Source organism: Nonomuraea sp. NPDC049637 (assembly GCF_040675235.1).
Taxonomy (GTDB): Bacteria; Actinomycetota; Actinomycetes; order Streptosporangiales; family Streptosporangiaceae; genus Nonomuraea.
Genome location: NZ_JBFAOM010000045.1, coordinates 15,780 through 37,730, shown reverse-complemented (window position 1 = coordinate 37,730; position 21,951 = coordinate 15,780). Strand labels below are relative to the sequence as shown.

The 21,951-nt window shown below is 75.7% G+C and carries 22 protein-coding genes; 10 read left to right on the top strand and 12 right to left on the bottom strand.

All coding sequences use genetic code 11. From position 1 onward, the window contains the following. Window position 1 precedes the first annotated feature (1 nt). A complete protein-coding gene (locus tag AB0J71_RS40075) occupies window positions 2–973 on the bottom strand; it encodes a helix-turn-helix domain-containing protein (protein WP_352328209.1) in 972 nt (323 codons plus the stop codon). A gap of 189 nt (window positions 974–1,162) precedes the next feature. Between AB0J71_RS40075 and AB0J71_RS40070 the strand changes: the two genes are divergently transcribed. From AB0J71_RS40070 to AB0J71_RS40060, 3 genes are all read left to right on the top strand, one after another. Next, window positions 1,163–1,966 carry an NUDIX domain-containing protein gene (locus AB0J71_RS40070; RefSeq protein ID WP_364419330.1) on the top strand — a complete coding sequence of 268 codons (804 nt, stop codon included), beginning with the start codon at window positions 1,163–1,165 and terminating at the stop codon, window positions 1,964–1,966. A gap of 82 nt (window positions 1,967–2,048) precedes the next feature. After that, window positions 2,049–2,270 carry a DUF3072 domain-containing protein gene (locus AB0J71_RS40065; RefSeq protein WP_352328211.1) on the top strand — a complete coding sequence of 74 codons (222 nt, stop codon included), beginning with the start codon at window positions 2,049–2,051 and terminating at the stop codon, window positions 2,268–2,270. 87 nt (window positions 2,271–2,357) lie between these two features. After that, window positions 2,358–3,119 (top strand): hypothetical protein, encoded by a 762-nt coding sequence (locus tag AB0J71_RS40060; RefSeq protein ID WP_364419328.1) that lies wholly within the window; start codon window positions 2,358–2,360, stop codon window positions 3,117–3,119. Here AB0J71_RS40060 and AB0J71_RS40055 read toward each other — a convergent pair. Beyond that, window positions 3,106–4,551 (bottom strand): multicopper oxidase family protein, encoded by a 1,446-nt coding sequence (locus AB0J71_RS40055; protein ID WP_364419326.1) that lies wholly within the window; start codon window positions 4,549–4,551, stop codon window positions 3,106–3,108. The two genes, AB0J71_RS40060 and AB0J71_RS40055, sit on opposite strands and share 14 nt — an antisense overlap. 215 nt (window positions 4,552–4,766) lie before the next feature. Between AB0J71_RS40055 and AB0J71_RS40050 the strand changes: the two genes are divergently transcribed. Then, window positions 4,767–5,870 carry an ABC transporter substrate-binding protein gene (locus tag AB0J71_RS40050; RefSeq protein ID WP_364419324.1) on the top strand — a complete coding sequence of 368 codons (1,104 nt, stop codon included), beginning with the start codon at window positions 4,767–4,769 and terminating at the stop codon, window positions 5,868–5,870. A gap of 17 nt (window positions 5,871–5,887) precedes the next feature. Here AB0J71_RS40050 and AB0J71_RS40045 read toward each other — a convergent pair whose 3' ends face one another. Then, window positions 5,888–6,757 (bottom strand): GNAT family N-acetyltransferase, encoded by an 870-nt coding sequence (locus AB0J71_RS40045; RefSeq protein ID WP_364419322.1) that lies wholly within the window; start codon window positions 6,755–6,757, stop codon window positions 5,888–5,890. 74 nt (window positions 6,758–6,831) lie between these two features. Further along, on the bottom strand, window positions 6,832–9,099 hold the full coding sequence (locus tag AB0J71_RS40040) for a catalase (RefSeq protein WP_352328797.1): 2,268 nt from the start codon (window positions 9,097–9,099) through the stop codon (window positions 6,832–6,834). A gap of 254 nt (window positions 9,100–9,353) precedes the next feature. On the opposite strand from AB0J71_RS40040, the gene AB0J71_RS40035 reads away from it, so the two are divergent. From AB0J71_RS40035 to AB0J71_RS40025, 3 genes are read left to right on the top strand one after another with little or no spacing between them, the layout of a single operon-like run. After that, a complete protein-coding gene (locus tag AB0J71_RS40035) occupies window positions 9,354–10,037 on the top strand; it encodes a hypothetical protein (RefSeq protein WP_364419320.1) in 684 nt (227 codons plus the stop codon). Next, window positions 10,034–10,426 (top strand): phage holin family protein, encoded by a 393-nt coding sequence (locus AB0J71_RS40030; protein ID WP_352328800.1) that lies wholly within the window; start codon window positions 10,034–10,036, stop codon window positions 10,424–10,426. Before AB0J71_RS40035 ends, AB0J71_RS40030 begins: the two co-directional genes overlap by 4 nt. Then, window positions 10,402–11,076 carry a DUF3618 domain-containing protein gene (locus AB0J71_RS40025; RefSeq protein WP_364419318.1) on the top strand — a complete coding sequence of 225 codons (675 nt, stop codon included), beginning with the start codon at window positions 10,402–10,404 and terminating at the stop codon, window positions 11,074–11,076. Before AB0J71_RS40030 ends, AB0J71_RS40025 begins: the two co-directional genes overlap by 25 nt. A 71-nt stretch (window positions 11,077–11,147) precedes the next feature. Here the strand turns inward: AB0J71_RS40025 and AB0J71_RS40020 are convergent, their stop codons facing one another. The 6 genes from AB0J71_RS40020 to AB0J71_RS39995 all read right to left on the bottom strand — a co-directional run bounded on the left by AB0J71_RS40020 (window position 11,148) and on the right by AB0J71_RS39995 (window position 16,944). Continuing rightward, window positions 11,148–11,609: a nuclear transport factor 2 family protein gene (locus AB0J71_RS40020; RefSeq protein WP_352328803.1), complete on the bottom strand. Its 462-nt coding sequence runs from the start codon at window positions 11,607–11,609 to the stop codon at window positions 11,148–11,150. 57 nt (window positions 11,610–11,666) lie between these two features. Beyond that, a complete protein-coding gene (locus AB0J71_RS40015; RefSeq protein WP_352328804.1) occupies window positions 11,667–12,551 on the bottom strand; it encodes a LysR family transcriptional regulator in 885 nt (294 codons plus the stop codon). 60 nt (window positions 12,552–12,611) lie between these two features. After that, a complete protein-coding gene (locus tag AB0J71_RS40010) occupies window positions 12,612–12,968 on the bottom strand; it encodes a hypothetical protein (protein ID WP_352328806.1) in 357 nt (118 codons plus the stop codon). A gap of 86 nt (window positions 12,969–13,054) precedes the next feature. Further along, window positions 13,055–14,314 carry an alpha/beta hydrolase gene (locus AB0J71_RS40005; RefSeq protein WP_364419316.1) on the bottom strand — a complete coding sequence of 420 codons (1,260 nt, stop codon included), beginning with the start codon at window positions 14,312–14,314 and terminating at the stop codon, window positions 13,055–13,057. Between the two features lie 78 nt (window positions 14,315–14,392). Next, complete coding sequence (locus AB0J71_RS40000; protein WP_364419314.1) at window positions 14,393–15,046, bottom strand: response regulator transcription factor; 654 nt, start codon at window positions 15,044–15,046, stop codon at window positions 14,393–14,395. Further along, window positions 15,043–16,944, bottom strand: a complete 1,902-nt coding sequence (locus AB0J71_RS39995) for a histidine kinase (protein ID WP_364419312.1) — start codon at window positions 16,942–16,944, stop codon at window positions 15,043–15,045. The genes AB0J71_RS40000 and AB0J71_RS39995 overlap by 4 nt, the downstream gene beginning before the upstream one ends. A gap of 65 nt (window positions 16,945–17,009) precedes the next feature. On the opposite strand from AB0J71_RS39995, the gene AB0J71_RS39990 reads away from it, so the two are divergent. Then, window positions 17,010–17,195 (top strand): hypothetical protein, encoded by a 186-nt coding sequence (locus AB0J71_RS39990; protein ID WP_352331543.1) that lies wholly within the window; start codon window positions 17,010–17,012, stop codon window positions 17,193–17,195. On the opposite strand, the gene AB0J71_RS39985 is transcribed toward AB0J71_RS39990, so the two are convergent. Both AB0J71_RS39985 and AB0J71_RS39980 read right to left on the bottom strand, forming a co-directional pair. Then, entirely contained in the window at window positions 17,192–17,815 is a 624-nt protein-coding gene (locus AB0J71_RS39985; protein WP_364419310.1) for a dihydrofolate reductase family protein, read from the bottom strand. The two genes, AB0J71_RS39990 and AB0J71_RS39985, sit on opposite strands and share 4 nt — an antisense overlap. 74 nt (window positions 17,816–17,889) lie before the next feature. Continuing rightward, complete coding sequence (locus tag AB0J71_RS39980; RefSeq protein ID WP_364393077.1) at window positions 17,890–18,732, bottom strand: helix-turn-helix domain-containing protein; 843 nt, start codon at window positions 18,730–18,732, stop codon at window positions 17,890–17,892. A gap of 91 nt (window positions 18,733–18,823) precedes the next feature. Between AB0J71_RS39980 and AB0J71_RS39975 the strand changes: the two genes are divergently transcribed. Then, window positions 18,824–19,105: a hypothetical protein gene (locus AB0J71_RS39975; RefSeq protein WP_364419308.1), complete on the top strand. Its 282-nt coding sequence runs from the start codon at window positions 18,824–18,826 to the stop codon at window positions 19,103–19,105. Between the two features lie 53 nt (window positions 19,106–19,158). Further along, window positions 19,159–21,951 carry a LuxR C-terminal-related transcriptional regulator gene (locus AB0J71_RS39970; protein ID WP_364419306.1) on the top strand — a complete coding sequence of 931 codons (2,793 nt, stop codon included), beginning with the start codon at window positions 19,159–19,161 and terminating at the stop codon, window positions 21,949–21,951.

Sequence of the window (21,951 nt, the reverse complement as noted above, 5' to 3'; positions counted from 1 at the left end):
GTCAGAGCCAGTTCTCGCGGGCGGCGTGCCAGGCCAGTTGCATCCGGGTCTGCGCACCCGCCCGCTCCATCAGGTAGGCGATCCTGCGCTGCACCGTCCGCTGGGAGATCTTGAGCTGGGTGGCGATCGACTTGTCCGGGACGCCGGCGACCAGCAGCGACAGCAGGTAGAGGTGGTCGGCGTCGAGCGGGCTGCCCGGGTTGGTGAGGCTGACCGGGGTGGCCCGCTCCCACAAGCTCTCGAACAGGGCCTTGAGGGCGTCGAGCAGGCTGCTGGGCCGGATCAGCGCGGCGGTGAGCTGGGTCAGGCCGTCGGTGTGCTGGATGAGCGGGAGCACCCCGAGCTCGCCGTCCGCGATGAGCATCCGCACCGGCAGGACGGGCAGCGCGCGGGCCTGTTCCCCCAGCGTGATGCCGTCGGCGAGGTTGACCAGCATGCCGGGTTCCTCCAGCAACGCCCCTTCGTAGATGACGCGGTAGCCGACGCCGCGCCGCAGCGCCGCGAGCTCCTCGTCGTTCTCCTGCGAGCTCATCGCCACGTGCCCGGCCCGGCACAGGCTGAGCACCTCGTGCCGGGCGCCGTCCTGCAGCAGCCGGAGCTGCTCGCGCAGCGCCGCCCGGCTGGTGATCACCTCGATGAGCTGCGCGGCCTCGCGCCGCCTGGCGTGCGCCAGGTACTCCCCGGTGAGCTGTTCCATGGCGTGCCGGGCCCGGTCGACCTCGGCCTGCCGCCGGTGCAGCCGGGCCGCGAGCGCGACGTCGGGGGCGACCGCCGTGAACCGGCCGGGCTCGCCCGGGACGGCTCGCGCCAGGCCCTTGGCCAGCAACGAGCCGAGCGCCTGCCGCGCCACCTCGGCCGCCACGCCCAGTTCCTCGGCCAGGGCGTCGGACTCCACCTCGGTGGTCCTGACCAGCAGCCGGTAGGCGGCCTCCTCCTCCGCGCCCAGCCCCGCCGCGCTCAGCACGTGCCGCACACGGCCCGATCCAGATTCACCCGGCCATTGTAGAGAGCGGCCGCCGGGGCGGTGCCGGCGTCCGTCACGTCACGAGTTCGGTGCGCGGTTCGCGGCTGTCGTCGGGGAGTGGGATCGCCGGGCAGTGGCGGCACTGCTCACGTACGGAAACTTCCCTGCCATACTCGGTGATCGGGATCCGGCACACCCATGGCGAAAGGGCGACATGACGGCACGATCGGCACGACAGCCCGCTCCTGTCCGCGCGGGCAGGACGGCGGAGATCCCCACGGCGGGCGCGTCCGCCGGGCGTGGACGGTCGTCGTGACCGCGGGCGTCGACGTGCCCGACGGGCGCGGCCGTACCGGCCTGGACCAGGCGGGACGCGACCTGACCGGCAACCCCCGGGTGCGGGTGCGCGACGTGCGGCTGCTGGCCTGCAACTGGTACGTGCTGCGCACCACCACCTTCGACTACCAGCACGCCGACGGCCACTGGAGCACCCAGCAGCGGGAGACCTACGACCGCGGCAACGGCGCCACCGTGCTGCTGTACGACCCCGACCGCCGCACCGTCCTGCTGACCCGGCAGTTCCGCTATCCCGCCTACGTCAACGGGCACCCCGACGGGATGCTCCTGGAGACCGCGGCCGGGCTGCTGGACGACGACGCGCCGGAGGAGGCGATCCGGCGCGAGGCCGCCGAGGAGACCGGCCACGCCATCGGCGAGGTCGAGCCGGTCTTCTCCGTCTACATGAGCCCGGGGTCGGTGACCGAACGCCTGCACTTCTACGCCGCGCCGTACAGCGCCGCGACCCGCACCTCGGCGGGCGGCGGGGTCGCGGCGGAGGGCGAGGACATCGAGGTCGTGGAGCTCGGCTTCGACCAGGCCCTCGACCTGGTCGGGCAGGGTGAGATCGCCGACGCCAAAACGATCATGCTGTTGCAGTGGGCGGCGCTGAGCGGCCCCTTCTCCCCCGCCCGCACGCCGGACCGGCCCGCGACGCGGCCGTAGGGGCCGTCGCCTCGCGTTTGCGGCGCGCTCCTGCGGGCACAGCGTGCTGACCCAGGAGAACGTGAGTTCGAGGAGAGTCAGCATGAGTCACGGACCGGTGGAGAAGGACCCCGACGAGTGGACGACCGGTGACGAGCCCATGACCGGCCCGCAGGAGTCCTACCTGCACACCCTGGCCAGGGAGGTGGGCAGGGAGGTGCCCGGCGGGCTGAGCAAGGCCGAGGCGTCCCGGTTGATCGACGAGCTCCAGGAGAACAGCGAGCGCCTGCGCGCGTCCGGCAGCCGGCCGGAGGGCGCCGGCTGATCCGCCGGGCGCTGCCCCGCGCAGGGGAGGCGGTTCCCTCGCGGGAGGGAGATCCCGGGCGGGCCGCGCGGCCTACCGTGGGCGGCCATGAGATCACTCACACGGCCCGCGCTGCTGGCCGCAGGCTGGGCGGCGGCGGCCGTCCTCGTGCTGGTGGCGCCCGGGAACCTGGTCATGCGGCTGGTGTTCGGCAGGCTCGACGACCCCGCGCTGGCCCGGCAGGCGCTGCTCGCCGCGGCGGGGGTGCTGCTGGCGCTGGCGGCCGTCCGCTTCGGGACGCGTACCGCCGCGCGGCCGCCCCGGCGGCGGGCCGACGGGACGGTTCGGCCCGCCCGCTGGGCCAGGGCGGCGACCTGGACGGCGGCCGTCGTGCCGGTGCTCGGCTTCTCGGTCCCGCACCTGCTGTGGGGGCTGGGCCTGCCGCTGGGCGTGGCGGCCGGCTCCCGCGCGGGCCTGGCCGAGCTGGGCGGCTCGGCGGTGTTCTGGGTGCTGCTCGTCGCCGGGCCGGTGGCCGGGGGCCTGCTCACGCTGGGGCTGATCGCCCGATGGGGACAGCTCGTCCCGCGCTGGGTGCCCCTGGCGGGGGGACGGCGGGTGCCGCGCGCGCTCGCGGCGGTCCCGGCGGCAGCCGTGGGCATGCTGGTCGGCCAGTACGGCGCGATGATGACGGGCTGCCTCGCCTTCGGCGTCACCCGCAGGTGCGCGCCCGGCGGCGGGGTCGAGGTCCTGGACGGGAGCTGGGGCTTCGCCGGGACCTACCCGGTCTTCCTGCTCTGGGGGACCTCGCTGCTGGCCGCCGCCGCCGGTTACCTGCACACGACCGCGCGGAGGCCGGTCAGTGTCTCATGACGTGCCGGCGCTTCGGGGCCTTGCCGTAGCCGAGCAGTCCCATCATGCCCTGCTCCTGGTGGTAGAGGTTGTGGCAGTGGAACATCCACTCGCCGGGGTTGTCGGCGTGCACGTCGATGCTGATCCGCTTGTACGGCATGACGTTCACGGTGTCCTTCCGCGGCCCGCCGCGCTCGGTCGTCCGGACCTGGAAGGTGTGGCCGTGCAGGTGCATCGGGTGCCACATGTGCGTGTCGTTGTGCATGACGATCCGGATCGTCTCGCCCCGGTCGACCCGCAGGCGCAGCGGGTCGTCGCCGAGGTGCCCGTTCATCGGCCACTCGCTGCCGGAGGCGCCCTGACGCCAGCCGAGCGTGACGGTGACGGTCCTGGACGGCGGGCGCAGCTGGTCGCGGCGGCGCGCCTGGAGGTCCTGGTAGACGAGCTGCCGCCGCTGGAGCTCCGGCACGGCGCCGTCCGGTGACGGCGTGCGCGCGCCGGGCGTGGTGCGCACCACCGCGAACGCCCGCCCGGCCTTGCCCTCCGCCATCGCCATCAGCGGGAACGCCCCCGCGTCGAGCGTGGCGACGAAGTCGTAGCGCTCCCCCATGCCGACCACGACCGTGTCCACGGTGACCGGCTTGCACGGGAAACCGTCGGTGTGGGTGATGGTCAGGCGGTGGCCGCCGAGCGCCACCCGGAAGGCGGTGTCGGCGGCCGCGTTGATCACCCGGAACCTGGCGCGCACGCGGGGACGGCTCATGAAGGTGGTGGGATCGTCGGCGGTGCGGCCGTTGACCAGGTAGTACGGGTAGCGCGCGTGTCCGGACGTGCCGCCGAGGACGTGGCTGCTCAGCGTGTCGTCGTGCGGGGTGGTGTTCAGGGCGCGCAGCGTGTCGTCGGGCGTGCCGTTGACGCCGTCCTGCCAGTCGTCGAGGACGACCGTGAACTCCTGGTCGTACCCGAGCGGCTCGTACGGGTCCTCCACGATCAGCGGGCCGTACAGGCCGCGGTCGCTCTGCATGCCCACGTGGGAGTGGTAGAAGTAGGTGCCCGGGTCGGGGACGGTGAACACGTAGTCGAACGTCCCGCCGGGCCGGGTCGGGCGCTGCGAGAGGCCGGGCGCGCCGTCCATGTCGGCGGCGATCCTGATGCCGTGCCAGTGCACGGTGGTCGGCGCGGGCAGGTCGTTGACGAGCCTGACCCGTACCGTGCCGCCGGCCGTGGCCCGGATGGTAGGGCCGGGCAGCAGGCCGTCGTAGGCCCAGGTGGACACCGTCCGTCCGCCGAGGGACACGGTGGCGGGCGCGGCCCGCAGCACTCTCCCGCCGGCCGTCCCGGCGGCCGTCCCGGCGGCCCTTCCCGCCGACGGCCCGGCGGACGCGCCGGCGGCGGCCGCCGGAACGGCGCCCAGGGCGGCGAACATGCCGCTGACGAACAACCTGCGGGACACGGTCCCACGCGAATCAGTCACTACGGATCCCCCTCATCCATCTCGCAAAATAACGGAGAGTGACCGTGGAAGGACGACGCCACGCGCGGCGGGGCGGTTCAAGATCGCCGCACTCCGGCCGGGGACGGCCCGCACCCCGGCCCCGGCGCCGTCGCGACACCGCGATCCCGGCATACTGGGCCACCGGATCGTCACCTTCCAGGGAGATCATGCGCATGAGCACGCCATCGTCGCAGCCGGGGACGAGCGGGCCGTCCGTCCGGATCGGCGCGCTGGTCCCGCTCACCCCGCCCGGCTGGGTCGAGGCGGGCCGCCACCTGCTGGCCGGGCTGGAGCTGGCCGTCCGGGACGTCAACGACGCCGGCGGCATCGGCGGACGGCCGCTGGAGCTGGTGGTCCGCGACACCGCGGCCGACCCGCGGAAGGCGGCGGCGGCCGTGGACGAGCTGGCCCGGCTCGGGGTGGCCGCGCTGGCCGGCGAGTACCACAGCGTGGTCGCCCGCGCCGCCGCCGCCCGCGCCGAAGCCGTCGGCCTGCCGTTCCTCTGCTCCTCGGCGGTCCTCGACGCGCTCACCGAAGAGCCCGCGACGTGGGTCGCGCGCCTGGCCCCCGCGCAGTCGCGCGGCTGGCGGATCTTCGCGGACTTCCTCCTCGGCGCGGGCCACGAGCGCGTCGCGACGGCGACGCAGCCGAGCCTCTACTGGGCGGCGGGGCTCGGCGTCCTGCGCGACCACCTCGCCGCCCGCGGCGGCACGGTCACCGAGCTCGACCTGACCGCGCTCACCCCCGCGGCCGTGTGCGACGAACTCGCCCGCGACGGCGCGACGGCGCTGCTTCTCCTGGCCGGCCATCCGGAGCCGGCGGTGCCGGTCGTCCGGGCCGTGCGCCGCGACCGGCGGCTGGCCGGGACGCTGATCGGCGCGCCGGCCGGGCAGCCGGAGTTCCCGGGATGGGCCGAGTCGCTGGGCGACGACGGCGCCGGGATCCCGTTCCTGCGCTACCTGCCCGAGAGCCTGAGCCCCCTCGGCGTCCGGGTGGCGGCGGCCCTGCGCGAGCGGCTGGCCGCGACACCGTCGTTCGTCGCCTTCGAGGGCTACGACACGGTCACCGTGGTGGCCGAGGCGCTGCGGTCGCACGGCGTGGACCGGGCGGCCGTCGCCGGGTCGTGGCCGCACGTCGCGGTCGAAGGCACCCGGGGGACGATCCGGTTCTCCCGCGCGCCGGGCGTCGGCGTCTGGCAGTGGGCCTGGCCCCCGATCCAGGTGGCCGACCGCGACCCGGCGAACCCGGCGCGCTTCCGCACCCTGCACACCGCCTGACCGCCGCTCGGGACGCCTCAGGAGGGGTGGCGGGACACGTCGTGCCGCTCCGTCAGCCGTTCGAGACCGGCCGCACGGTAGGTGGCGACGCCGCCGGTGTTGGAGCTCGGGCAGCACACGAGCACGCTGGACGAGCCGGCCTCCCGCAGCGCGCGCGCCGCGGCGACCGTGATCGCCCGGCCGTGCCCGCGGCCCCGGTGGTCCCGGTGCACCCCCATCGGCTCGATCAGCCCCGGCCTGCCCGCACCGGCCGACCACACCGCCACGGCCGCCACCGCCGCGCCCCGGTCGTCGCGGGCGAGCAGGCACCGCGCGCCGGCGTACGGGCCGCCCGCCGCCATGGCGTGCCAGCGCTCCTCGGTGAAGGTCGAGCCGTCGAACGACGCCCGGACGACGGCGGCCCACTCGTGCGCCTGCTCCGGCCCGACCGCCTCGACGTGCACGCCGGGATCCGGGACAGGCGCGCCGAGGTCGCGCCCGAGCACCGTCCACGGGTCGTCGGCCACCCAGCCGTCCTTGAGCAACAGGTCCCGGACCAGCGCGCCCGGCGGCGACTCGACGTGCACGCGCCCCTCGGGCAGCACCCCGCGTCCGGGCTCCGACACGTCGCCGGCCACCCGGCGGGCCAGCTCCTCGTCCTGCGCCGCCCCCGGCGCGAACGCCAGCCGCAGCAGGTCGTCGCCGTCCAGCAGCCCGGCGGCGACGACCTGCCCGGCGCGGCTCCAGGTCAGGATGGCCGCCGCCGTGCGCCGAGCGCCGAACCGCCAGAACCATCCCACGTCACCCGGATGCAGTTGCACGGGCTCTCCGTCGCGCTGCCACTCCCCCAGCAGCCGCACCACGTCGCCCAGCCCGTCGATCCCCGGCCTGCCCGTCTCGATCGCCATCCCCCGATCACACACCACCCCGCCCGCCGCCCGCACCCGGATTTCCCGCGGGCCGGCCGGGCGGTTCTGCTGGCTCAGGCCACGTCGGGGTGCACGCGGAAGCGGTCCCAGACTCGGTGCAGGGGCAGCAGGGCCAGCACGTCGCGCAGCACGCCCTCGCCGTCCTGGCCGGTGACGACGCCCGGCGCCTGCGCGGGGATCCCCGCGGCCTGCAGCGCCTGCGCGGCCGTGCCCCAGCCGCCCACCGCCTTGGCGTGCCGGTACGCCTCGCCGACCAGGAGCAGCACGCGCGGGTCGACGGGGGTGCCGCCGTCGCCGGCCTTGGCGTCGCGGGCGCCGTACGCGTCGTCGCCCGGGGCCGGCGCCCCGGCCAGCAGCACCGCGTCGAACTCGACGGAGCGGGCCGTGGCGAAGGTGCGCTGGACGGCCAGCGTGCCGCCCAGCATGCCGCCCTTGGGCGCGATGACGAGCGGTGTCATCCCGCCGTCGAGCACGGCCTGGCGGACGGCGCCGACGACGCCGAGGTCGCTGGTCTCGTCCGCGACGATGCCGATGATCCGGCCGTCCAGCGGCCACTCCCGGCCGACCTGCGACAGCGCCGGGCTCGGCGCCGGGTCGGCGAGCGGCACGGTGGGCTCGGGCGCGGGCAGCCCGAGGCCGTCGGCGACCTCCCGGCACAGGACCGGGTCGATGTTGGCCAGCACCCGCAGCTGGCGTTCCTTGACCGCCTGCTCGTAACACTTGCCCAGCTCGAAGGTGTAGGCGCTGATGAGGTGCTCGCGCTCGACCGGGGACAGGCTCAGCCAGAACAGCCGCGGCTGGCTGTAGTGGTCGGAGAAGGTCGCCGGCGCCTCGCGCACCTTGCGTCCGGCGACCTCGCGCGGCACCTCGACGTAGGCGCCCTGCTCGGCCCCGGCCTGGAAGGGGCAGCCGCCGTCCAGGGAGTTCGGCCGGTACGGGGCCACCCCGCGGTGGACGGCCGTCTGGTGGAAGCCGTCGCGCAGCATGTCGTTGACCGGCGCGTGCGGCCGGTTGATGGGGATCTGCGCGAAGTTCGGGCCGCCCAGCCGGGTGATCTGCGTGTCGAGGTAGGAGAACAGCCGCGCCGCCAGCAGCGGGTCGTCGGTGATGTCGATGCCCGGCACGAGGTGCCCGACGTGGAAGGCGACCTGCTCGGTCTCGGCGAAGAAGTTCGACGGGTTGGCGTTGAGCGTCATCAGGCCGACCGGGTGCACGGGGGCCAGCTCCTCGGGCACGATCTTCGTCGGGTCCAGCAGGTCGATGCCCTCGAACATCTGCTCGGGCGTGTCCGGGAAGACCTGGATGCCCAGCTCCCACTGCGGGTGCGCGCCGGCCTCGATGGCGTCGGCGAGGTCGCGCCGGTGGAAGTCGGGGTCGACGCCGCCGGCGATCTGGGCCTCCTCCCAGGTCAGGGAGTGCACGCCGAGCTTGGGCTTCCAGTGCCACTTGGCCAGCGTCGTCTCCCCCGCGGCGTTGACCAGGCGGAAGGTGTGCACGCCGAAGCCTTCCATCATGCGGAACGAGCGCGGGATGCCGCGGTCGGACATGTTCCACATCGTGTGGAAGGTGGCCTCGGTGTGCAGGGAGACGAAGTCCCAGAACGTGTCGTGCGCGCTCTGCGCCTGCGGGATCTCCCGGTCGGGATGCGGCTTGCCGGCGTGGATGACGTCGGGGAACTTGATGCCGTCCTGGATGAAGAAGACCGGGATGTTGTTGCCGACCAGGTCGAACACGCCCTCGGCGGTGTAGAACTTGGTGGCGAAGCCGCGGGTGTCGCGGACGGTGTCGGCCGAGCCGCGCGAGCCCAGCACGGTGGAGAAGCGGACGAAGACCTGGGTCTTCGCGCCCTCGGCGAGGAAGGCCGCCTTGGTGATGTTCGAGGCGGTGCCGTACGCCTGGAACACGCCGTGGGCGGCGGCGCCGCGGGCGTGCACCACCCGCTCGGGGATGCGCTCGTGGTCGAAGTGCATGACCTTCTCGCGCAGGTGGTGGTCCTGCAGCAGCACCGGGCCGCGCGGGCCGGCCTTCAGCGAGTGGTCGGTGTCGCGCAGCCGCACCCCCTGGGCGGTGGTCAGGTACTCGCCGCCCTGCGCCATCTGGTCCTGCGAGGCGCCGGTGGGCTGCCCGGTGGGCGAGACGGTCTCGGGCCCGGTCTGGTCCGGCTTGGGCGGCAGCGGTTCCCGTGGTTCGGTCGGCTCCTCGAGCTGGGGCGGCAAACTGTTGGGCACGCCGGGGATCTCGGCCGGCTTCACCGCGTCGTGATCGGTGACGGCGCCGACGACCTTGTCCACGGCGGACTTGAGCGGGTGTGACTCGTTCATGCTTGGTTCCTTAGGAAGGGCCACAACGGATTGACCAGGTCTGGCGCCTCCCTACCCATGCTCAGCCGTATAACGCGAATCGTCGCACTTCAGGGCGGTTCGCGACCCCGCGCGACCAGGATCGGAGCCCTTCTGGAGCAGCGCGGGACACCGATCCCCTTTTCACGTTCTTTGCCCTGCGTTGGGGTGTTCTTGGTTTGGCGGGGGCCGTCCGGGTAGCCGCAGGCGGCATCAATCCCACGAGGAGGGCACCCATGAGTGAATACCCGACGGGGACCGGCCAGGAGGGAACGCTCCATCAAGGCAAGGCCGCCGCGCAGGAGGTCGCCGGGACCGCCAGGGAGGCCGGCGTCCAGGTGGCCGGCGAGGCCAGGGCCCAGGCCAGGAACGCCGTCCACGAGCTGCGCGACCGGGTGCGCGCCCAGTCCGAGCAGCAGAGCCGGCGGGCCGCGCAGAGCCTGCGCGAGTGGTCGGAGGACCTGTCGGCCATGCACGAGCAGGCCAAGCCCGACTCGCCGGTGACCAGCGTCGTACGCCAGGCCGCCGACCAGGGCCGGCGCGCGGCCGACTACCTCGACAGGCACGGCCTGGCCGGGGTGGTCAGCGAGGTGCAGAGCTTCGCCCGCCGCCGCCCGGCCGCGTTCCTGGCCGGCGCCGTGGCCGCGGGCTTCCTGGTGGGCCGCATCATCAAGGCCTCCGGCGACAGCTCGGCGACGGCGTCCCAGCCGGCGACCCCGTCGCCGCCCGCCGACCCCACCCTGCCGAGCGTCGCGCAACCCGGCACGGCGCCGCCGCAGCCGCTGCACCGGCCGCTCGGCGACCCGCTCGGGCAGGACGACACCCGCCCGGTGCCGCCGCTCACCACGCCGCCGGCCCCGCCGGCCCCGCCGGCCGCCCCCGCGGCGCCCGCCTACGGCGCCGGGAGTGACCTGCCATGACCGCGCAACCCGAGGAACCGACGCTCGGCCAGCTGGTCGGCGAGATCGGCGAGGACATCTCCAAACTGTTCCGCCAGGAGGTGGAGCTGGCCAAGATCGAGCTCCGCCAGGAGGCGACCAAGGCGGGCAAGGCGGCCGGGATGCTCGGCGGCGCCGGCTTCGCCGGGTACATGATCGCGCTGCTGGTGACCCTGGCCGTCATGTTCGGCCTGGGCGAGGTGATGGGCCTGGGCTGGGCCGCGCTCGTTCTCGCGGTCGTCTGGGCGGTCATCGGCGGAGTGCTGTACGTCAACGGGCGCAACCGGCTGCGCGCGATCAACCCCAGACCCGAGCAGACCATCGAGACGCTCAAGGAGGACGCGCAATGGGCACGCGACCTGAGGAAGTGAGACACGAGATCGCCGTCACGAGGGCCGAACTCGCGGCCGACGTGGACCGGCTGGCCGACCGGACGAGCCCGGCGCGGATCGCGCGCCGCCGTACCGAACGGGTACGGGAGGCCGCTCGATCGTTGCGGGAACGCGTGATGGGAACCCCCTCCCATGGCGTGTCCCATGCCGCCGACCGGGCGCGGCACGGCGTCGCCGCCACCGCCGGCTCGGTGGGCGAGGGGGCGCACCAGGCCGGCCAGGCGGTGCGGGAGGGCGCCCACCAGGCGGCCGACACCGTACGGCACGGCGCCCACGTCGCGGCCGAGACCGTCCGGGCCGCGCCGGAGCAGGCCAGGCGGGGCACCCAGGGGAACCCCCTGGCGGCCGGCCTGATCGCCTTCGGCGCCGGTCTGCTGGCCGCCACGCTCATCCCCGCCACCGAGGCGGAGGAGCAGGCCGTCGGCCAGCTCCGCGAGCAGGTCGGCGACGTGCTGGAGCCGGTCGTGGAGGCCGGCCGCGAGTCGGCGCAGCAGCTCGGCCAGGACGCCAAGGAGCTGGCCGGGCAGGCCGTCCAGCAGGTCAGGGACAGCGCGTCGGAGGCGGCCGCGGCCACCGCCGACCAGGCCCGCGAGCAGGCCCGCCAGGTGGGCGGTCACCGCTCCGGCTGACGCCCGCCCGGACGTGCTCAGGCCCTCACAGCCGGATCAGGCCGTGAGGGCCTGCGCCGTTGTCCGGCGAGTCACCCGGCGTCCTCCACGGGGGGCTCGAAGGACAGGGGCAGGCACATGCCGATCTGCGCGTAGATCTCCAGTTGGTCGTAGTAGAGGCGCTGGCTGGAGACGAGGCCGTCGCGCAGGTCCCAGAACCAGCAGGCCCGCACGGTGATCTGGCGGCCGGTCGCGGCCAGCACCTCGCCCCCGACCGTCAGGTAGGGGCCGGAGTGCGTCCCGGTCGCCGTCAGCTCGGTGGCGACCGTGTCGCCCAGCGCGACGGGCTCCCACAGCGTGAAGTGCAGGTCGGGAAAGCCCTCCCAGATCTGGGTGAAATAGGAGGCGATCTCCTCCCGACCGGCCGCCTCCATCTCGGGGCTCACCACGACCGCGTCCGGCGCGTAACACCGCGACACCGCCTCCACGTCGTGCGCGTTGGCCGCGCCGAGCAGCCGGTGCACGATGTCGTCCGGCGGCGGCACCTCTTCCATGCCAGGGACCGTACCCGGGCCAGGGCAGCGCACCGCCAAACGGTCGTCAGCAGCGGCTCATGGATGGGGGGCCGGGGCCGCGGGCGTCCGGAGGGTGCGCAGCTCGCCGAGCAGGTCGCGGATCAGCGCGGAACCGGCCAGTTCGCGGGTGGTGACGTAGCCCACCCGGCGGCGGGGGGCGCCCTCGCCGAGTCCGGCCGTGGCGACCCTGGCCGGGGCGTCCACCGTGGACAGGCGGGGCACGATCGCCGCGCCGAGCCCGTGCCCGACCATCGACATGACGACGCCGTCGTCCTCGACCGTGATGTCGCCGGGCGGGATCCACTCCTGCGCGGCCAGCCAGCGCCGGGTCTCGCCCGAGCAGTTCTCGTGCCAGTCGATCATGGGGAGCGACCGCGGGTCCGGATGTCCCAGCGGATGGGCCAGCACGTACGGCTCCTCGTACAGCTCCTTGCAGACCAGGCCGTCCACGTACGTCGGCAGGGTGAGGACGCCCACGTCGGCCCGGCCGTCGGCCACCTCGCCGGCGATGCCCCTGCCCAGGTCCGGCACGACGCGCACGTCCACGGTGACCTTGGGGTGCCGCCGGCCGAACCGGACCAGCACGCGCGGCAGCAGGTGGAAGGCGGCGCTGCGGAAGGCGGCCAGCCGGATGGTCCCGGTGGCCTCGCCGCGGGCGGCGGTGTGCGTGTCGGCCCGCATGACCTCCATGAGCCGCAGGATGTGCCGGGCGTGCCCGACCGCGGCCCGTCCCGCCGCCGTGGCCCGCGCGCCGGCGCGGCCGCGCTGGAACAGCACCGCGCCCATCTTCCGCTCGGCCGCGCGCAGGGCGTGGGAGACGGCCGACTGGGTCAGCCCCAGCCGCACGCCGGCCGCCGTGACGCTGCCCTCGCCGTCGACGGCGATCAGGACGCGCAGTTCCGCGGGGGTGAGATCGTCCACGGCGGCGGCAACGCATGAAGACCACTCATGCATTCCGCGCCGGCCGGCCGCCGGTCCGGATTACGCGATCAGCAGGCGCAGGCCGAGCTCGGCCTCGTCGAGATCGAGCAGGTCCCCGTTGCGCGCGGCCCATCGGCCGGAGGCGAGGTCGGCACGCAGGTCGCGCACCGCGCGCCGCTCGACGTCCGGCCCGAGCCTGGCCCAGACCGACATCCCGCGGCGGACGTCCTCCTCCAGGTACGCCTCCGGCCGGCGCCAGAAGGCCTCGAAGAGGCCGTCGGCGCAGTCCCACGGGATGGGCACGGGTTCCAGCCGGGCCCCGATCATCGCGGCGTCGAAGGACCGGTCGTCGAACGGCAGGCGCCCGGCGGACCCGGCCAGGCACGGCGCCGCCCCCGCCGGGCGCTGCGAGCGCATGAGCGCCGACGGCTCCACGGCCAGGACGTGACGATCCCTGAGTCACCCGCATCCTAAGATCGCGGGTCCCGGGGCGCGCGGGTGGTCTAGGACCGGGCGGGATCGGTGGCGCCGGTGTAGGCGGGGACGGGCAGCGGGCGGTCGAGGAGGAAGGCGCGGATCAGGTCGCGGTAGAGGCCGGGGCGGCCGTTGGCGATCGAGTGGCCGGCGCCCGGCACGTACACCAGGGTCGAGTCGGGCAGGGTGCGCCGGTAGTCGTAGGTGACCTCCCACTTCAGGTAGTCGCACTGCCCGCGCATGATGAGCACCGGCACCCGTACCGCGCGCAGCCTGGGCCGCGGGTCGGGCACGGCGGCGGCGTCCTCGGCGGTGACCTGGTTGCTGTAGAAGCCGGGCAGGTTGCCGTGCACGGGGGCGGGTCTCGCGTCCGCGCAGCCCGTGGCGTCCTTGGCCACCAGCAGCAGCGCGCGCATCCGGGCGTCGGCCTCGGCGTCGGGCACCAGCGCCCGCGCCGCGGCCGGGTTCACGCCCAGGAGCAGCGCCTGGACCAGCATGCGCGGGGAGCTCGTCAGCGCGTCGGCCTTGGCCTGGAGGGGGGCGGGCAGGCCGTCCCACGGGCTGCCGACGCCGCCGGGGAAGGCGGGCTCCCAGATCGCGCCCGGCGAGGTGAGCACGGCCTTGGCCACCCGGTCGGGGTGGGCGGCGAGGTAGGCGGCCGACAGCGTGCCGCCCCACGACCTGCCGACCAGGACGATCTTCGGTGCGCCGATGGCCTGGCGGACGGCCTCCAGGTCGGCGACGTGCCGGGCGACCGTGTACCCGGCCGGGTCGGCCAGCCGGGTCGAGCGGCCGGCGCCGACCTGGTCGTAGGCGTAGACGTCGAACCCGGCGGCGGCCAGCTCCTCGCTGCCCTCCGGCAGCCCCTCCCCGGGCGTGCCCGGCCCGCCGTGCAGGAAGATCACGGGCGGGCGGGCGGCCGCGCCGGATCCGGCGAGCTTGACGTAGGCGAGCCGGGAGCCCGTCGGGAGCTGCCAGTACGCGACCCCGGCGGGCGTCGCGGCCGGCGGCGGGACGGGGAAGGGCCGGAAGGCCGCCAGCCCGGCGAGGGCGGTGACCGCCACGGTGTTCACCACCACGTACGCCGGCACCAGCCGGGGCAGCCCGAGCAGCCGCAGCGCGGGACGTCCGAGCAGGAAGGTGACGGCGGCGACGGCGAGCACCCCCGCCCCGGCGAACAGCGGCACGGTGGCCGTCACGGCCGCCACGAGCAGGAAGACCAGGGCCCCGGCGGCGGCCGCGGCGATCTCGGCGCCCGCCAGCAGGAGCGCGCCTGACACACGTTTCATGTGCCACAACGTTAGGAACGCGCGCGCCGCGTCTCCTCCTGCCGGCGACCGAACCGCGCCCCCGCCGCGCGGCGGGGGTCAGCCGGCCCCGGGACGGATCAGGCCGGACTCGTAGGCGTGGATGGTCGCGTGCAGCCGGTCGCGCACGCCCAGCTTGGCCAGGATCGCCGCCACGTGATCCTTGACCGTGGCGGGGCTGAGCGCCAGGACGGCGGCGATCTCGGCGTTGGACAGGCCGCGCGCGACGTGCCCGAGCACCTCGCGCTCGCGGGCGGTGAGCCCGTCGTGCCGCGCGGGCGGGCCGGGGTCGGCGGCCGTGGCGAAGCGTTCGAGCAGCCGCCGGGTGATCACCGGGTCGAGCAGCGCGTCGCCGCGCGCGATCACCCGCACCGCGTCCACGACCCGCGCCGGCTCGGCGTCCTTGAGCAGGAACCCGGACGCGCCGGCGCGCAGCGCGCCGAACACGTACTCCTCCAGGCCGAACGTGGTCAGCACGACGATCCGGGTGCCCGGCGGGCCGGCGGTGATGCGGGCGGTGGCGGCGAGCCCGTCGAGGCCGGGCATCCGGACGTCCATGAGCACCACGTCCGGGCGCAGCTCGGCGGCGAGCGCCACGGCGGACTCGCCGTCGGCGGCCTGCCCGACCACGTCGAGGTCGGGTTCGGCGGCCAGCACCGCGGCGATCCCGGCCCGGACCACCGCCTGGTCGTCGACGACGATCACCCTGATCATCTGGGCAACCATACCCGCACGTCGCCTGGGCCGCCGGTGTCGAGCGTCCCGCCGTAGCCGTCGGCCAGGGTGTGCAGCCGGCTGCGGGCGCGCCGGGCCGCCGTGCCCTCGACGAGCACGCCGTCGGGCAGGTAGGACACGGTGATGCGGTCCCCGGCCAGTTCCTCGACGGCCCGGAACACGCCCACCTCCAGCTCGGGGGTCAGGCCGTCCGGTGCGCCGACGTGGCGGACGCCCGACTGCCGCCGGGCGGCCAGCACCTCCAGCCCGGCGAGCGTCGGCGGCGGGCCGTCGGCTCCGGCGGGGCGGCGCAGCTCGTCCAGCAGCCGCCGGAGCGTGTCGATCGCGGCGCGGGCGGCGTCGCGCACCGCCGCCAGGTCGCCCTTCCCGGCCGCCGCGACGACCGCGTCCGCGTGCCGGGCCGCCGTGCCGCGCAGCCCCTCGACGATCCGCTCGCGTTCGCCGCGCGCCACGTCCGCCAGCCGGGCGGCCAGCAGGTCGCGTTCGGCCGTCGCGGCCGCCCGCCGCCGCGCCCGCGCCCGGGCCACCAGGACGCCCGCCGCCCACGCCGGGGCCGACAGGAGCGCCACGGCGGTCGCGAGCACGGCCCAGGCGGCCGTCCGGTCGCCGGCGATGCCCGGTCCGAGGGCCAGCGCCAGGCCGCCCACCAGGCCGACGGCCGCGATCGCGAGCACGCCCCGGCGTCTGGGGTGGTGGGCGCCGAAGGCGTAGAGCTGGGCCAGCTCCACCCACCACGCCCAGAGGAACAGGTCGCCCGCGGGGGTCGGGGTCAGGCCGGCCATCGCCACCGGATGGATCGACAACATCGCGGCCAGGCTCCACGCGGGCCGCCGCACCCGCCACCACAGGGGCACGGCGTGCAGGACGAAGAGGGGGCCGAGCACGAGGAACTCCCGCGGCGCCGGAGTGCCTCCCGGCAGCAGGCTCGCCCCCACCGTCAGCGCGAGGGCGAGCCCGGCCAGCGCCGCGTCCCACGCCCGCCGCCCGCGCCACCACGCCCGCCGGAACGGGGGCGGCCCGGCGGGGGCGGGGAAGGCGGCCCGGACGGTCCAGCCGCCGGCATCCGGGCCCGCCGTGAGCGTGCCGCCGGCGGCCGCCACGGTCGTGGCCAGCCCGGACAGGCCGTGGCCGGTGCCCAGGTCGTCGTGCTCCCGCGTGCCGCCGGTGTCGCGCACCTCGACGGTCAGCCGGCCGGGTTCGCCGAGGACGGCGACGTCCACCCGGGCTCCGCCCGCGTACCGCGCGGCGTTGGTGAGGCCCTCCCGGACCACCCGGTAGGCGGCCGCCGCGACCTCGGGCGGGGCGGTAACGGCCGTCCTGCGGTAGCCGACCCGGGCGGGGTCCGCGCCGGGCCGGCCGGCGACCAGGGCGTCGATCGCCGGCAGGTCGCGGACGGCGTCCTGCGCGCCCGCCAGTTCGGCGCGGGCCAGGCGGGCGGCGTCCCCGGCGTGGCGCAGGGCGGACTCCCGCATCGCCGGGTCGGCCACGTGCAGCGCGGACGCCGCGGCCACCGCGATGCCGGTGAGGCGGTGGGCGGCGGTGTCGTGCAGCTCGGCCGCCATCCTGAGGCGCACGGCGTCCGCCACGGCCGCGGCCGCCCGCGACCGCGCCGCCCGGTGCGCGGCCAGGGCCGCCCGCCGCGTCCGGCCCCGCCGATGCGCCCGCCCGAACGCCCAGACGACCGCGCCCACGCCGCCCGCCACCAGCGCCACGCCCGCCAGCGCCCGCGGCGGCCATCCGCCGGCCGCCGCGACGGCCGTCGCCGCCGCCACCAGGGCCGCGGCGACCGCGATCGTGATGCCGGCCGTGCCGCGGACGGCCGCGCCGTACAGGAGGGCGACGCCGACGAGCGCGCACCACAGCAGAACGGAGCTCACGGCGTCAGGCTAGCTTCCGCGGATCGGCCGCGCCCATGGCCGCGATCATTGGCTACCGTCGGGACATGACCCTCTACTGCCTGGCCTGCCTGCAGCAGAAACGTTCCACCGAGGCGTACACGATCATGCGTGGTTACGCCCTCTGCTTCGACCACGTCGAGCAGATCCTGGCCGACCGGCGGATGAGCCACCCGTCCCTGGACGGGTCGGCTTTCCGCAGGGACCTCGCGCGGATCGTCGGCCGCGACTAGCGGCGCACCTTGTACCGCAGGTGCAGCACCCCCTCGCCCTGGACGACCACGTGGGGGTCCGCCAGGAGGTGCTGCCCTGCGACGCGGCCGAAGTAGGGCTTGCCCGAGCCGAACACCACCGGCACGACGTCCATCGCCACCTCGTCCACCAGACCGGCCGCGAGCAGCTGGCCGCCGACGTCGCCGGCGTTCACGCTGACGACCCGGTCCCCGGCGAGCTCCTGGGCGCGCGCGACGGCGGCCGTCACGTCGGCGGCGAAATGGTAGGACGCCTCGGGGTGCCAGCCCTCGGGCTTCGGCCGGTGGGACACCACGACCACGTGCTCCCCCGCGGGCGGCCGCCCTTCCCACCCGTTCACCAGGTTGAACAGGGTACGGCCCATGATGATCACGCCGACCGACTCCCAGACCGGCCGGACGTACTCCGCCGACGCCTTGGACACCCTGAAGCGGCCGCCGGCGCCGGAGTGGTCGTAGTCCTGGTCGGCGTGCTGGTCGTCGCCCAGCGTGAGCGGGGTGTCGCCGTTCCAGTACCAGTCGTGCAGGGGGCCGACGTCGTCGTTGCCGTCGGCGATGAAGCCGTCCACCGACACCGAGCTGTTCATGATCACTGCGCCCACGGGGTCTCCTCGGTCCTCGTCAGAAGTACGCCTGCGATCCTGCCGCCCGGCGGGGCTGCCGGGCTTGTAGAAAATCAATCGGCGGGCATCGGGCCGCCGTCCGGCGGGAAGCCCGGCTCGGCGGGGAACCGGCGCCGCAGCGCGAGGTACTCGGTCGGGGTGTGGCCGGTGAAGTCCTTGAACTCCCTGCTGAAGTGGGCCTGGTCGAAGTAGCCCGCCGTGTGGGCGAGCGCCGGCCAGTCGACCGGGCGCAGCGCGTCCACCGACAGGATCAGCCGGGCGAAGCGGTAGATCCGGGCCACCCGCTTCGGGGTGACGCCGACGTGGGACTTGAACTGCGCGGCCAGGTGGTTGCCGCTCACCCCGGCGGCGTCTGCCAGCGCGCCGACCGGGACCGCGCCGTCCGTCGCCGCCAGGCGGCCGCCCGCGTGCCGGACCAGGTCGAGGTGGCGCGACGCCGTCCCCGCGAACCGCGCCCGCAGTTCCTCCTCCACCACCCGCAGGACCCCGGCGGCCGAGGTGAGGTCGCCGGCCCGGTCGCGGATCCGGTCCAGGGACCGTTGCCAGAGGGCGTCGGCCGGCACCCACCGGTCGCGCAGCTCGCCCGCCGGCACGCCGACGAACGGCGACATCCCCCACGGCTTGAAGTGCACCCCGACCAGCCGCACCCGCTCGGGGTACTCGTAGCGGAAGCGCCTGGTCCACATCCCCATGAACCAGCCGTCGGCGAACACCGCCGGCGGCACGGAAGGGTCGGAGTCCCACAGGCGGGCGGGGTCGCCCAGGTTGACGAACAGGTGTCCCGACGGCATCGGCGGGACGTTCATCAGCCGGTGCCGCGGCACCCCGGTCAGGCAGTAGATGTCGTCGATGAACCGGTCGAGCGGCGGCGCGGGCACCCGTCCGACGTATTGCATGGGACCAGTGTGGCCGAGGTGATCGTGTCCCTGCACCGGATCTTCACCTCGGGTGCGCATCGGCCGCACACCGGTCTGCTTCGATGTCGGCGTGACCGATCGGAGCAGGCCGCCGGCCGGGGACGTCCGCTGGGCCTTCGGCTGCGCGTTCCCGGCCGTGTCGGCCGGGTCGGCGCTGCTGTCCTTGCCCGTCCAGTTGCTCGCGCGGTTGCCGTGGGCGGCCGGGCGGCGGTGGCCGCAGCTTCTCTCGGCGGTGCTCGCCCTCGCCGTCACGGTCGCCGGGCCGGTCGCGCTGACCCTGTACGACCTGGCCGGCCAGGGCACCCCTGGCGACTGTGTCCTGCCCTGGTGGCCTGCGTGGCTGCCCTCGTAGGGACGCTCGCCGGGGGCTCGGCGGGCCGGGCCGCGCGCCTACAGTAGGGGCTTGTGCTCTACGGCAGATCTGCGGAAATCAGCGTTCTCGACGAGGTGATCACGCGCGCCCGCGACGGCGCCGGCGGCGCGGTGGTGTTGCGCGGCGAGGCGGGGGCGGGCAAGACGGCCCTGCTCGACGCGGCGGCCGCGCGCGGCGGCACGATGCGGGTGTTGCGGCTCACCGGTGTCGAGTCGGAGTCCGACCTGGCGTTCGCGGCGCTGCACCAGCTTCTGTGGCCGGTGGCCGGCTCGCCCGGCGCGCTCGACGCGCTGCCCGAGCCGCAGCGCCTCGCCGTCCGGGCGGCCCTGGGGCTGGCGGCCGGAGGCGCCGGTGACCGGTTCCTGCTGGCCGCCGGGGTGCTCTCGCTGCTGGTGGAGGCCGCCGCGCCCGACGGGCTGGTCTGCGTGGTGGACGACTTCCAGTGGGTCGACCGGGCCTCGGCCGACGCGCTGCTGTTCGCCGCCAGGCGGCTCGCGACCGAACGCGTCGCGATGCTGCTCGCGGTGCGCGGGGACGCTCCGGTCAAGGGCGTGCCGCTGACGGTGGAGGTGCGCGGCCTGGCCGAGGCCGCCGCGGACGAGCTGCTGGCGTCCCGCCACGGCGCGCTGCCCGTCCAGGTGCGGCGGGAGCTCGTCACGCTGACCGGCGCGAACCCGCTCGCCCTGCGCGAGATCGCCGCCCGTCTGACGCCCGCCCAGCTCGCCGGACGCGAACCGCTGCCCGACCCGCTGCCCGGCGGCGCCCGGCTGTTCGGCGACCAGGTGGCCGCGCTGTCCGCCGCCGCCCGGCTGGCCGCCCTGGTCGCCGCCGTGGAGGGCGACCTCGACGTGGCCCTGCGCTCCACCGGCCGCCTGCTGCTCGCCGAACGCGCGGACCGCCCCGGCCCCCGGGCCGCCCGCCCGGCCCCGCCCTCCACGGAGGCTGAAGCGGGGCGGACGGCATCGGCCTCCACGGAGGCGACGTCAGAGGCGGAGGTCGAGGTCGGGCGGGCGGCGTTGGGCGAGTTGGAGGAGGGCGGGCTGGCGGAGGTGTCGGGCGCCGGCGTGCGCTTCCGTCACCCGCTGATCCGTTCGGCGGTGCGCGAGGCGGCCACCGCGGCCGAGGTGCGCCGGGTGCACGCCGTCCTGGCGGAGCTGACCGCCGACGACCGCCGCGCCTGGCACCTGGCCGGAGCCGCCCTGGGCCAGGACGAGGAGGTCGCCGCCGCGCTGGTGGCCGCCGCCGGGCGGGCCCGCGACCGCGGCGGGTACGGCGCCGCCGCCACCGCCCTGGCCAGAGCCGCCGAGCTGACCCCCGACCCGCGCGAGCGGGCCGTCCGGCTGAAGGACGCCGCCGTCGCGGCCTGGCTCGGCGGCCGTCCGGGCCAGGCGGAGTCGCTGCTGGCCGAGGCGCGCGAACGGGCCGGCGGCGACGTCGCCGTGACCATGGAGATCGCCCAGCTCCGGGGCCGGTTCGAGCTGAACTCGGGCAACGCCGCGGAGGCCGTGCGCATCCTGGCGGCGGGCGACAGCCTGGACATGCTGGCCGACGCCTCCGAGGCGGCCGCGTACGTCGGCGACACCGCGATGATCGTCGAGCTCGGCCGCCGGGCCGCCGCGCACCCGGAGGGTTTCCTGCGCGACACGGTGGCCGGCATCGGCCTGACCATGGGCGGCGACCCCGCCGGGCCCGGCCTGCTGCGCCGGGCGCTGGCGCGGGCCGGCGAGCTGGCGGACCCGGCGGGCCACCTGTGGGCGGCGGCCGCGGCCAGCCAGCTCGGCGAGACGGACCTGGCCGCCGAGCTGAGCGACCGGGCCGGGCAGGTGGCCAGGGTGTCGGGGATGGCGGGGCAGTTGCCGGTCGTGCTGGAGTTCGTGGCGACCGCCGAACGCCTGGCCGGACGGCTGGCGCGCAGCCAGGCGCTCTCGGAGGAGGGCCTGGAGCTGGCCCGCGAGGCCGGTTACGAGAACACGGTGGCCGCGCACCTGGCCAACCTGGCGGTGGTGGCGGCGCTGCGCGGCGAGGAGGAGGACTGCGAGCGGCAGGCCCGCGCGGCGCTGGCCATCGCCGTCCCCCATCGGGTGGGGCTGCGCGCGGGGGTGGCGGCGTACGCGCGGGCGATGCTCGACCTGTGCCTGGGCCGGCACGCGGCGGCGCGCGACCGGTTCGCGGCCATCGCCGCGGCCGGGCCGGGCACGGGTCATCCGGCGGTCGCCTGGCGGACGACCCCCGACCGCGTCGAGGCCGCCGTCGGAGCGGGCGACGAGGCCGGCGCGCGGACGGCGCTGGAGGCGTACGAACGGGGGTCGCGGCACGCGGCGACGCCGGAGTCACGCGCGTTGCTGGCGCGCTGCCGCGGCCTGGCCGAGTCGCGCGAGGACGCCTTCGACGAGGCGCTGCGGCTGCACACCAACCCCTTCGAGGCGGCCAGGACGGCTCTGCTGCTGGGCGAGCGGTTGCGCCGCGGGCAACGTCCGGGCGAGGCGCGGGCGCATCTGCGGATGGCGTGGGAGACGTTCGAACGGGCGGGCGCGCGGCCGTGGGCGCGGCGCGCGCAGGAGGAGCTGCGGGCGGCGGGCGAGAGCGGGCAGGCGCCGGCCACGGCCGTGCTCGACGCGCTGACCCCGCAGGAGTTGCGCATCGCGGGCCTGGTCGCCGACGGGTTGTCGAGCAAGCAGATCGCCGCCCAGCTCTTCCTGAGCCCGCGGACGGTCGAGTACCACCTGTACAAGATCTATCCGAAGCTGGGCATCGGCTCCCGTACTGATCTGGCGCGGCTAGTAGTTCTACAGAAGGCGCCCGTAGCGGGGCCGGGCAAGCTGTGA

Coding starts and splice junctions, on each gene's coding strand:
- AB0J71_RS39990 (WP_352331543.1), top strand. CDS start 17,010: ATGACCCTCTACTGCCTGGCCTGCCTGCAGCAGAAACGTTCCACCGAG.
- AB0J71_RS40065 (WP_352328211.1), top strand. CDS start 2,049: ATGAGTCACGGACCGGTGGAGAAGGACCCCGACGAGTGGACGACCGGT.
- AB0J71_RS40000 (WP_364419314.1), bottom strand. CDS start 15,046: ATGATCAGGGTGATCGTCGTCGACGACCAGGCGGTGGTCCGGGCCGGG.
- AB0J71_RS40035 (WP_364419320.1), top strand. CDS start 9,354: ATGAGTGAATACCCGACGGGGACCGGCCAGGAGGGAACGCTCCATCAA.
- AB0J71_RS40060 (WP_364419328.1), top strand. CDS start 2,358: ATGAGATCACTCACACGGCCCGCGCTGCTGGCCGCAGGCTGGGCGGCG.
- AB0J71_RS40010 (WP_352328806.1), bottom strand. CDS start 12,968: ATGCGCTCGCAGCGCCCGGCGGGGGCGGCGCCGTGCCTGGCCGGGTCC.
- AB0J71_RS40005 (WP_364419316.1), bottom strand. CDS start 14,314: ATGAAACGTGTGTCAGGCGCGCTCCTGCTGGCGGGCGCCGAGATCGCC.
- AB0J71_RS40070 (WP_364419330.1), top strand. CDS start 1,163: ATGGCGAAAGGGCGACATGACGGCACGATCGGCACGACAGCCCGCTCC.
- AB0J71_RS40040 (WP_352328797.1), bottom strand. CDS start 9,099: ATGAACGAGTCACACCCGCTCAAGTCCGCCGTGGACAAGGTCGTCGGC.
- AB0J71_RS40030 (WP_352328800.1), top strand. CDS start 10,034: ATGACCGCGCAACCCGAGGAACCGACGCTCGGCCAGCTGGTCGGCGAG.
- AB0J71_RS40050 (WP_364419324.1), top strand. CDS start 4,767: ATGAGCACGCCATCGTCGCAGCCGGGGACGAGCGGGCCGTCCGTCCGG.
- AB0J71_RS40045 (WP_364419322.1), bottom strand. CDS start 6,757: ATGGCGATCGAGACGGGCAGGCCGGGGATCGACGGGCTGGGCGACGTG.
- AB0J71_RS40020 (WP_352328803.1), bottom strand. CDS start 11,609: ATGGAAGAGGTGCCGCCGCCGGACGACATCGTGCACCGGCTGCTCGGC.
- AB0J71_RS40025 (WP_364419318.1), top strand. CDS start 10,402: ATGGGCACGCGACCTGAGGAAGTGAGACACGAGATCGCCGTCACGAGG.
- AB0J71_RS39980 (WP_364393077.1), bottom strand. CDS start 18,732: ATGCAATACGTCGGACGGGTGCCCGCGCCGCCGCTCGACCGGTTCATC.